This is a genomic window from Dehalococcoidia bacterium (assembly GCA_035574915.1).
GTDB lineage: Bacteria > Chloroflexota > Dehalococcoidia > DSTF01 > WHTK01 > DATLYJ01.
In genome coordinates this window covers 22,085-30,402 of the sequence record DATLYJ010000047.1, presented here as the reverse complement: position 1 = coordinate 30,402, position 8,318 = coordinate 22,085, and the positions used below count along the sequence as shown (strand labels likewise).

Sequence of the window (8,318 nt, the reverse complement as noted above, 5' to 3'; positions counted from 1 at the left end):
CGAACATGGCCGCTTCGCCGGAGACGTCATCGCCCTGGCCTCCGAGTCTCTTCCCGGCGAGCCGCTGATGGTCGAGGTCATGCATGCCGGCCGGAGGACCGCTGCCGGCGCCTCCTCCCTTGAGGAGGCGCGGGCTCGCTGCCGGGCGCAGCTGGCCATGCTCCCGGAGGAGCTGCTTTCCCTATCCCCGGCCAGGACCCCTTATTCGGTGACAGTGAGCGCCGCGCTCCAGGCAGAGGCCGCGCGATTGAGACAGGGTCTGAGCCGCTGAGAATTAGCCGGCGGGCTCGGGCGCCTCTTCGAGCAGTGTCCGTGGCGATACCGAGCGGTGGGCGAGGCGGATGCGGAGCAGGTTCCAGAGTTCCAGCGCGCTCTTCAGATTGAAACGAAAGTGGGAGCCGGCCACCGCCTGCCAGCGCACCGGCACCCTCGCCACCTTCAGCCCCAGACGATAGGCGAGATACAGCACCTCGGCGTCGAAGGACCACGTATCGATGCGCTGCAGCCGGAAGAGCCGCTGCGCCGCCGGGCGGCGAAACGCCTTCAGCGGGCACTGGCTGTCCGCGATGTCTGGCAGGAGCAGAGTGCGCATGGCGAAAGCGAAGATCTGTCCGGCAGCGCGTCGCGGCAGTGAACGCCGGGCGCGCATGTCGCTCCCGTCCTCCTGGCGCCTTATGCCGATCGCTACGTCGGCGCCCGCATCCAGTTCTCTGATCAAGCCCACGAGGTCTTCCGGCGGCGTCGCCAGGTCCGCGTCTATGAAGGCCACGTAGTCGCCCTCGGCAGCGAGGCAGCCCGTCCGCACGGCTGCTCCCTTTCCCCGATTCACTTCGTGCCTGATCAGCCGGCCGCGGACGCGCGCCGGCAAGCGCGCGAGCCCCACTTCGTTGGCGCGCAGTCCCGGCTCGCCGCTCCCGTCGTCGACCACGATGACCTCGCTGTCGAAGTCCAGCGTCACCAGGAAGGCGCCAATGCGCTCCAGCGAGGCCACAATCCGCCTCTCCTCGTCGAAGGAAGGCACCACGAGAGAGAGGTGTGGCGCAGGCATCAGCGCCTCCCGTCCTTCGGCTTCTGCTCGCGCGCGCGTGAAACCGAGACCTTCGTGCCGCACATCTCCGCGATCGCGGCCGCGACCTCCCGCGCCCGCGCCAGTCCCTCCTTCTCCTCGGCGCGAAGGACCGTAACCAGTCCGACCGGGATTTCCTTGCCGCTGACCTTGACGATCGCGATCTCGTACTGCGCAAAGTCCTCCTGGTGGCCGCGGTAGTCGTGCGGCGTTAGCTCCCGGACCAGGACCTTGTCGATCTTCCAGAAGGGGATCAGCTCCTGCGTGCCGACCCCCATGCCGAGGAAGCCCTGCTGCAGCACCGCCGACTGCTTCTGGCGTTCGATGACGATGTGGGCGCCGGCGATGCTGTACACCAGCCCCATGCCGGCAACAGGGATTATCACGATCGCTGCCGCCGTCAGCGCGAACCGCAGTGCGAGACTCAGCGACTCGCCCCAGAAGTACATCGCCGGGAAGACGCTGATTCCCAGGGCCAGGCCTAGCAGCGGCAGGAAAATGATGCTCCGCGCCGGATGTACGTCGATCCGGTCCGGTTTTACCGTCACGACCCTGCGGTCGATATAGAGCTGGCGCGCTGCCTCGCCGGGAAACGCAGAAGTAGCTGTCATCTTTGCCTAGAGCATAGTCCTCAGCCGTCCCGATAGGAACAAGCCGCGTCCGCCCCTTTGGCCTCGACGCGAGCCCACGGTCGGAAGCGCGCCCAGTCGCCACCCGTTGCCACACCTCCGCCCCGACCAAGTTCCGCGCCGTAGACCAGGCAGCCCGCCACCACCGGGCCGCGCTCATGGCGCAACGGAAGTCGCCCCAGAGCGGAATGCAGGGGGCGTAGCCCTCTGCCGCAAGCGCAGCCCAGGCCGCCGGATAGCAACGGCCGCTCCGCCGCGCGCCGCAGCGGAGCGCAGAGGGCGCAGCCCTCGGCCCGGGGCGCGGGGGACTATCCCCCCACCCCCTCCGCCAGCCGAGCGCAGCGAAGGCGAGCGCCCTCGCCCCCAACCGAAGTCATCCGCGAGCGGAGCGCAGAGGGCGCAGCCCTCTGCCGGGGGGCGTGGGGGGTGTCCCCCCCACCCTCCTACGCGAGCCGAGCGCAGCGAAGGCGAGCGCCCCCGCCCCCTCACCACGGCGGCGCAGCCTCGAGTCCCACACCACCGTGAGGGGCAGCTACGGCGCCAGACTCCTGATCCCTCTCGCGCACCCCCCTCGGGGGACACCAGCCGTCACTAACGGCCAACGAAGGCCAGAGACCGCACCGCGCCGGCCCGCACCAACCGGACCTACTCCCCCAGGGTAACGTTGTCGATCAGCCGGGCCCGGCCGATGCGGACCGCCAGCGACACGAGCGCCGGCCCCTGGATGCGCTCTAGCTCCTGCAGCGACTCGGGGTGAGCCACGCTCACGTAATCGATCACCGCGCCCGGCTCGGCCTCGATCACCTCCCGCATGCGTGAGCGGTAGGCCTCCGCGTCCCGCACGCCGCGGGTCCACATCTCCTGCGCCAGCGTCAGCGCCCTGTAGAGACAGAGGGCCTGCTTCCTCTCGCTCGGGGAGAGGTAGACGTTTCGGCTGCTCATGGCGAGGCCGTCCGGCTCGCGCAGGGTCGGCATGGGGACGATCTCGACATCGAGGTTCAGGTCGCGGACCATCCGGCGGATCACGAGCAGTTGCTGCGCGTCCTTGCGCCCGAAGTAGGCGCGCGTCGGCCGGACGATCTCGAACAGCTTGAGGACCACGGTGGCGACCCCGCGGAAGTGCCCCGGCCGGAACTTGCCCTCCAGCACCTCGGCGATCGGTCCCGGGTCCACGAAAGTCGTCGCGCCCTCGGGGTACATCTCTGCCGCGGAGGGCATGAACACCAGGTCAACGCCCGCGTCCCGCAACATCGAGAGGTCTCGCTCTTCGTCCCTCGGATAGCTGGAGAAGTCTTCGTTCGGCCCGAACTGCGTCGGGTTCACGAAGATGCTCACGGCGGCGTGTTCGTTGCCCTCGCGCGCCGCCCTGACGAGGGACATGTGCCCCTCGTGCAGATAACCCATCGTGGGCACGAAGCCGAGGCTGCCAGAGAGAGCCCCGCGCTCGCGCCGGAAGTCGGCGATTGTCCGCAGGACCTGCAAGCGCCTTACCCGCGCTACGCCTTGGCGGCTGCTAGCTCCTGCAGGACCCTCTCGTCCATGCGGAAGCTCTCCTTCTGGGTCGGGAACTCACCCGATCGCACCTCAGCGACGTAACGGCTGATGGCGTCGCGGATAGCGTCGCCGATCTGGGCGTACTGCTTCGCGTGCCTGGGCACGAACGACGAGTACAGGCCCAGGATGTCGTGCCATACCTGCACCTGGCCGTCGCAGCCAGCGCCGGCGCCGATGCCTATCGTCGGGACGCGCAGCCGCTGGCTGATGAGCTTGGCAAGAGGCGCGGGTATCAGCTCCAGGACAATGGCGAAGGCGCCCGCCTGCTGGAGCGCTATCGCGTCCTCCATCAGCCGCTCCGCCGCCTCGGGCGTCCTGCCTTGCACCTTGAAGCCGCTGAGCTGGTTCACCGACTGCGGCGTCAGGCCGATGTGCCCGACCACGGGTATCCCGACCTGCACCAGGCGGCGGACGGTCTCCGCCATGTGCACGCCGCCCTCCAGCTTCACCGCCTGGCACCCGGCCTCTTTGAGGAAGCGGCCGGCGTTCCGCATGGCGTCGTCCACGCCCGTCTGGAAGCTCATGAACGGCATGTCGCCGATCACCATCGCGCGCTCGCTGCCCCGTACGACCGCTTTCGTGTGGTGGATCATGTCCTCCATCGTGACGGGGATGGTGGAGTCGTAGCCGAGCACCACCATTCCCAGCGTGTCGCCGACCAGGATCATGTCGACACCCGCCTCCTCCGCGAGGCGCGCGGAGGGATAGTCGTAGGCGGTGAGCATGACCAGCCGCTCGCCGCGCTGCTTCTTGGCCTTTATCTCCTCGACTGTTATCCGAGCCATCTCTGGCCTCCTTGGAGGTGGCAGGCCGGAGCCCGGCACCCCACGTTCTCAGTGCACTCCAACCGGGATGTCCCGCGCGGTCCTGACGATCTCGTTGCGCTCGTTCACGTAGACCAGGTAGGGCTTGTGTCCCTGCGCTTCCTCCTCGGTCAGCAGGTCGTAGGCCAGGATGATGACCAGGTCGCCCTTGTGGACAAGGCGCGCCGCCGCGCCATTCATGCAGATCACACCGCTCCCCGGCTCGCCCTCGATGGCGTAAGTCGTCAGCCGCGCGCCGTTGTTAATGTCCAGCACGTGCACCTGCTCGAACTGCACGATGCCGGCGGCGTCCATCAGCACCGGGTCGATGGTTATGCTGCCCTCGTAGTCGACGTTCGCCTCGGTCACCGTGGCGCGGTGGATCTTCCCCTTCAGCATCATCCTCATGTCTGCGGCCTGGCTCCTTCCCTGCTGCCAGCGGGCTGTTCCCGCTCCAACACCATCCTCAGCGCTTCTGCGGCGGGGTTCGAAAGGCCGCCCGCGGCCAGGGCGACCGGTATGGTCTGCAGTGCGAGCTCGCGGTATACGGGGAGCACGTCGGGCGCGGCTTCGCGCAGCGCCGCGATGTGGCGCTCGACGGTTTGCACGTCGCCGCGGGCGATCGGCCCGGTCAGCGCCAGGGGGATGCCGAGCGACTCGACATTGTTGACGGCCCCTTTGAGGAGCGGCAGCAGCGCGCGCAGGGCCGCCGGCCGCTCCCAGCCGAACCGCAACCAGAGGTCGCTCGCCAGCTTCGCCAGCGTGACGGTGTAGTTGCTCAGGATGGTAGCCGACGCGTGGTAGAGGGCCTTGTCCTCCGGACGCAGCTCGATCGCCGTGCCCTGGAGGGCAGCTACGATCTCCAGCAGCGTAAGCCGCAGCCACCCCTCCGCCTCGACGGCAAAGTATGAGGCCGGCAGGTTCGTCCTGGCTTCGCGCGCATCGGCGAACGTCTGCAGCGGGTGCAGCGAGCCCGTCGCCGCGCCCTCTCGCGCCGCCTTCTCCAGCAGCGCGCTCGACTCGGAGCCGCTGGTGTGGACGGCAGCCATGCCGGCACGCCAGGTCAGAGATTCGCACACCGGACGGATCGCGGCGTCCGGGGTCGTGATGAAGACGACCTCGCTCCGGTCGACGACTTCCTGAGGAGTGACCGCCTGGCAGCCCGGGATGTGGTCCGCTAGCGCCGCGGCAGCCTCGGGGCTGCGGCTGGCCACGGCAACGACGGGATAACCGGCTTCGTGGAGAGAAATGGCGAGCGCGCCGCCGACACGGCCTGCCCCGATGAACCCGATGTTTTTTTTCGTTGCCGCCAACGAAAAACCCTTCCGGTCTCCGACCAAAAGGGCACACGGGAAGGACGTCTTCGCGCCCTCTCTGTGCCGTCCCGGTCCTCTTCGGGATCCGGGCGAGCCTGGCTCTGCTTCCGCCTCCGGGCGGAGATCCTGCTGCTGGCCGTCCTCCGACCGAGGATCGACCGCAAAGGCAGTCTAGCAATTGCGGCGTACCTGTCAACTGCCTTTCGGACGAATGTCCGTACAATCCTCCCGCACGCGCGCCCCGGACAAGTCAGGTTCGGCGGTCTTGCTTATGTAATATGTGTTCGTGAAACAGATGTGGGGTACGAGCTAGGTGAGGTATTTGGCGCCGGCTTGGTCGCTTACCGGTCTCACCTGGGCCGCAATTGCGTCTGCCCTCCTTGCGTCAGGCTTCCTTGTCATCGACTTCCTCTACCCCCGCGGGGCGACTGGTCCCCGGCTGATTGTGGCCGGACACGAGAGCCGGTTTGCACCCGGCAGTGTGACTCACTTCCGCGATCACCGCTTCTACCTGGTGAGGCTGCCTGACGGCGAGTTCCGTGCTTTCTACGACCTGGACCCGTACCAGGCGTCAAGGCTGAGCGCCGAGCCTGCCAGGGCACGTTGCCGGCTCGTGTGGCACGGGCCGGAGGACCCGGCGAACAGGAGCCTGCTCGAGGGCTTTGGCCATCCCGAAGGGCTCTTCCGCGAGCCCTGTCAGTTGAACACGTTTACGGTCTTGGGTGAACGGATCTATGGCCCGGCCCATGCTGATCTCGACCAGTATCACGTGAAGGCTGACGGCTTAGTCGAGGTGGACCTCACCAGGGTGATCTGTGGCGTTGGACTTGAGGGGCCTCGGCGCCGCTGCGCGGCTCAACTCAACCGTTGACCTCCACCGCCTCGTACTGACGCCTGCCCTCCTCAGGCCAGCTTCAGCCGATAGCCCCTGTGCGATGCCACGAAGCCAAGCCGTTCGTAGAAGCGGTGGGCGTCGGCGCGGCGGGCGTCAGTGCTCAGCGACAGGCGCGTGCAGCCGGCCTCTCTCGCGAGCTCGATGCAGTGCCGCACGAGTGCCGCGCCGACGCCGTGCCCGCGCTCGGCAGCGTCGACGACGACGTTCTCGATGATCGCGTGCGGCCGGCCCCCGTAAGAGATGTTAGGCACGACGAAAAACGAGGCCGTCGCGAGCACGCTCTCCCCCTCGCACAGCACCAGCAGTCGATGGTTCGCGTCCCTCTCGATCGCGGCAAGGGCATCGTAGTAGGAGCGCGGCAGAGGCGGGCCCGGGCTCTCGCGAGGCTCGTCGAGGGACATCTGCTGCAGCAGTTCCACCACGCGAGGCAGGTCGGCCGCGGTCGCGTCTCGGATGAGGAGAGAGGACACGGCGCCGTCAGGCCTCCCGGACAGAGCCCCGCATGAACACGGCCTGGCGGCCGCCCGGCGTCTCGAACGTGACGTAGGCCGCTACTTCCCCGCGCTGCAGGTCCAGTATCTGGCTCACTGTCGTGCCTGTGCGCTCGAGCCAGGCCACAAAGAACACTCCCGGCGCCGCCTCGTACCACTCGTAGACCTCGCGGCCTTGGGCGCCCGCGGCCGGGCCGGCGAGCGCCTTCCAGGCCAGTTCGTTCGACCCGCCGTACTCCGCCAGCAGTTCGATGCCTCCGTCGTAGCGGATATGCAGACGCTTGCCGCGAAGCCCAATCGCGTCCGCATCGCCCATGGTGCCTAATCCCGGCAGGCCTCGAAGGCGAGGGACTGCAAGTCCACCCGCCACTGCGTGTACTCGACAGCCTTCAGCTGGCCGGTCGTCACGAAGCCAAAGGCCAACTGCCGATCCGGGTCGGCGAAGCCGACCTGGCCGCCGCGGCCGCCGTGGCCGAAGGTCCGGATGCTGCCGCCCTTGCCGTAGCCTCCCATATGCCAGCCCGTCCCCCAACGCATGGGCAGGCGGATCGTCTGGTCGACCTCACCCGGGCGGGTGGTCGGGGTCGTGCAGTGGCGCAGCCCTTCCTCGGACACCAGCTTCACGCCGTCCATCTCGCCGCCGAGCGCGAGCGCGGCGTAGACCTTCGCCAGGTCTCTCGCTGTCCCGATGCCGGACGCCGCCGGCAAGACCGACCGCCAGATCGCCGGCCTGTTGAAGGGCTCGGACAACTCCGGCGTCTCCGCGTGCGCATCGTCCCGGGGCGCAGTCAGTGGCATCCCGCCGCTGATGCTCGGGCCGCTGCCGCTGCTGGCAACGCCGGTCGCCTCACCGGCCGTTAGGGGCTGCTGGGCGTTCTCGACCCAGGCGACGCGCTCTTCGAGCGCCTCCTCCGCCGGCAGCCCCAGGTACAGGTCCCGGACGCCCAGGGGCGCAAACACCTCCTCCGCAAGGAACCGGCCGCAGTCCCGCCCGTCGATGCGCTCGATCAGCTCATTCACGACATGGCCGAAGTTCATCGCGTGATAGCCGTTCTTCTCGCCGGGCGTCCAGACCAACGGCACCTCCACCATCGCCCGCCGGATGGCCTCGCGGTCCGGCCAGTATCGCGCCGTCAGCCACGATGGCCCGTTCGGGAAGCCCCCTCGGTGGCCCATGACCTGGCGGACCGTGACCGACGCCTTTTGCGGCACCTGGCTGGCGAACTCCGGCCAGTACTTCACCACCGGCTCGTCGTAATGGAACTTCATGCGCTCATAGAGCATGAGCATTGCCAGCGCCGCCAGGCCCTTCGTCGAACTGAAGATGACGAACATGGTGTCCGGGCGCACCTCCATGCCCGTGCGCCGGCGGGCGATGCCTCCCCCGACATCGAGGACCTTCTTGCCGCGACGGTACATCGCCATCTGGGCGCCGCCGAACAACTCCCCCTTCTCGACCTCGGCCTCGAAGCGCGAGGCCATCTCGTCGAGCGTCGAGGAGTCGACGCCGACGCTCTCAGGGTTCACCTCGGGGTCGAGACGCCAGGTGCTCATTGAAACCTCC

Annotated in this window: 11 protein-coding genes; 2 read left to right on the top strand and 9 right to left on the bottom strand. The window is 68.1% G+C overall.

From position 1 onward, the window contains the following. Positions 1–271 (top strand): nicotinate phosphoribosyltransferase (locus tag VNN10_04305; GenBank protein ID HXH21230.1); only part of this gene is annotated, 271 nt, incomplete at its 5' end. 3 nt (positions 272–274) lie between these two features. Here the strand turns inward: VNN10_04305 and VNN10_04300 are convergent. From VNN10_04300 to VNN10_04275, 6 genes are all read right to left on the bottom strand, one after another. Next, on the bottom strand, positions 275–1,048 hold the full coding sequence (locus VNN10_04300; GenBank protein ID HXH21229.1) for a glycosyltransferase: 774 nt from the start codon (positions 1,046–1,048) through the stop codon (positions 275–277). Further along, a complete protein-coding gene (locus VNN10_04295) occupies positions 1,048–1,677 on the bottom strand; it encodes a hypothetical protein (protein HXH21228.1) in 630 nt (209 codons plus the stop codon). Before VNN10_04295 ends, VNN10_04300 begins: the two co-directional genes overlap by 1 nt. Positions 1,678–2,340: 663 nt before the next feature. Further along, positions 2,341–3,177, bottom strand: coding sequence for a pantoate--beta-alanine ligase (gene panC, locus VNN10_04290; GenBank protein HXH21227.1), 837 nt, complete (start codon positions 3,175–3,177; stop codon positions 2,341–2,343). 14 nt (positions 3,178–3,191) lie between these two features. Further along, positions 3,192–4,034 carry a 3-methyl-2-oxobutanoate hydroxymethyltransferase gene (panB, locus tag VNN10_04285; protein ID HXH21226.1) on the bottom strand — a complete coding sequence of 281 codons (843 nt, stop codon included), beginning with the start codon at positions 4,032–4,034 and terminating at the stop codon, positions 3,192–3,194. A gap of 48 nt (positions 4,035–4,082) precedes the next feature. Then, complete coding sequence (gene panD, locus VNN10_04280; protein ID HXH21225.1) at positions 4,083–4,460, bottom strand: aspartate 1-decarboxylase; 378 nt, start codon at positions 4,458–4,460, stop codon at positions 4,083–4,085. Further along, positions 4,457–5,365: a DUF2520 domain-containing protein gene (locus VNN10_04275; protein ID HXH21224.1), complete on the bottom strand. Its 909-nt coding sequence runs from the start codon at positions 5,363–5,365 to the stop codon at positions 4,457–4,459. Before VNN10_04275 ends, panD begins: the two co-directional genes overlap by 4 nt. Positions 5,366–5,849: 484 nt before the next feature. Between VNN10_04275 and VNN10_04270 the strand changes: the two genes are divergently transcribed. Continuing rightward, a complete protein-coding gene (locus VNN10_04270; protein ID HXH21223.1) occupies positions 5,850–6,239 on the top strand; it encodes a hypothetical protein in 390 nt (129 codons plus the stop codon). A gap of 32 nt (positions 6,240–6,271) precedes the next feature. On the opposite strand, the gene VNN10_04265 is transcribed toward VNN10_04270, so the two are convergent. Genes VNN10_04265 through VNN10_04255 form a run of 3 tightly spaced genes read right to left on the bottom strand, consistent with a single transcriptional unit; the run spans position 6,272 to position 8,308 of the window. After that, complete coding sequence (locus tag VNN10_04265) at positions 6,272–6,733, bottom strand: GNAT family N-acetyltransferase (GenBank protein HXH21222.1); 462 nt, start codon at positions 6,731–6,733, stop codon at positions 6,272–6,274. A 7-nt stretch (positions 6,734–6,740) separates the two neighbouring features. Continuing rightward, on the bottom strand, positions 6,741–7,070 hold the full coding sequence (locus VNN10_04260) for a MoaF N-terminal domain-containing protein (protein HXH21221.1): 330 nt from the start codon (positions 7,068–7,070) through the stop codon (positions 6,741–6,743). A 5-nt stretch (positions 7,071–7,075) separates the two neighbouring features. After that, complete coding sequence (locus tag VNN10_04255; GenBank protein ID HXH21220.1) at positions 7,076–8,308, bottom strand: serine hydrolase domain-containing protein; 1,233 nt, start codon at positions 8,306–8,308, stop codon at positions 7,076–7,078. Positions 8,309–8,318: the final 10 nt, after the last annotated feature.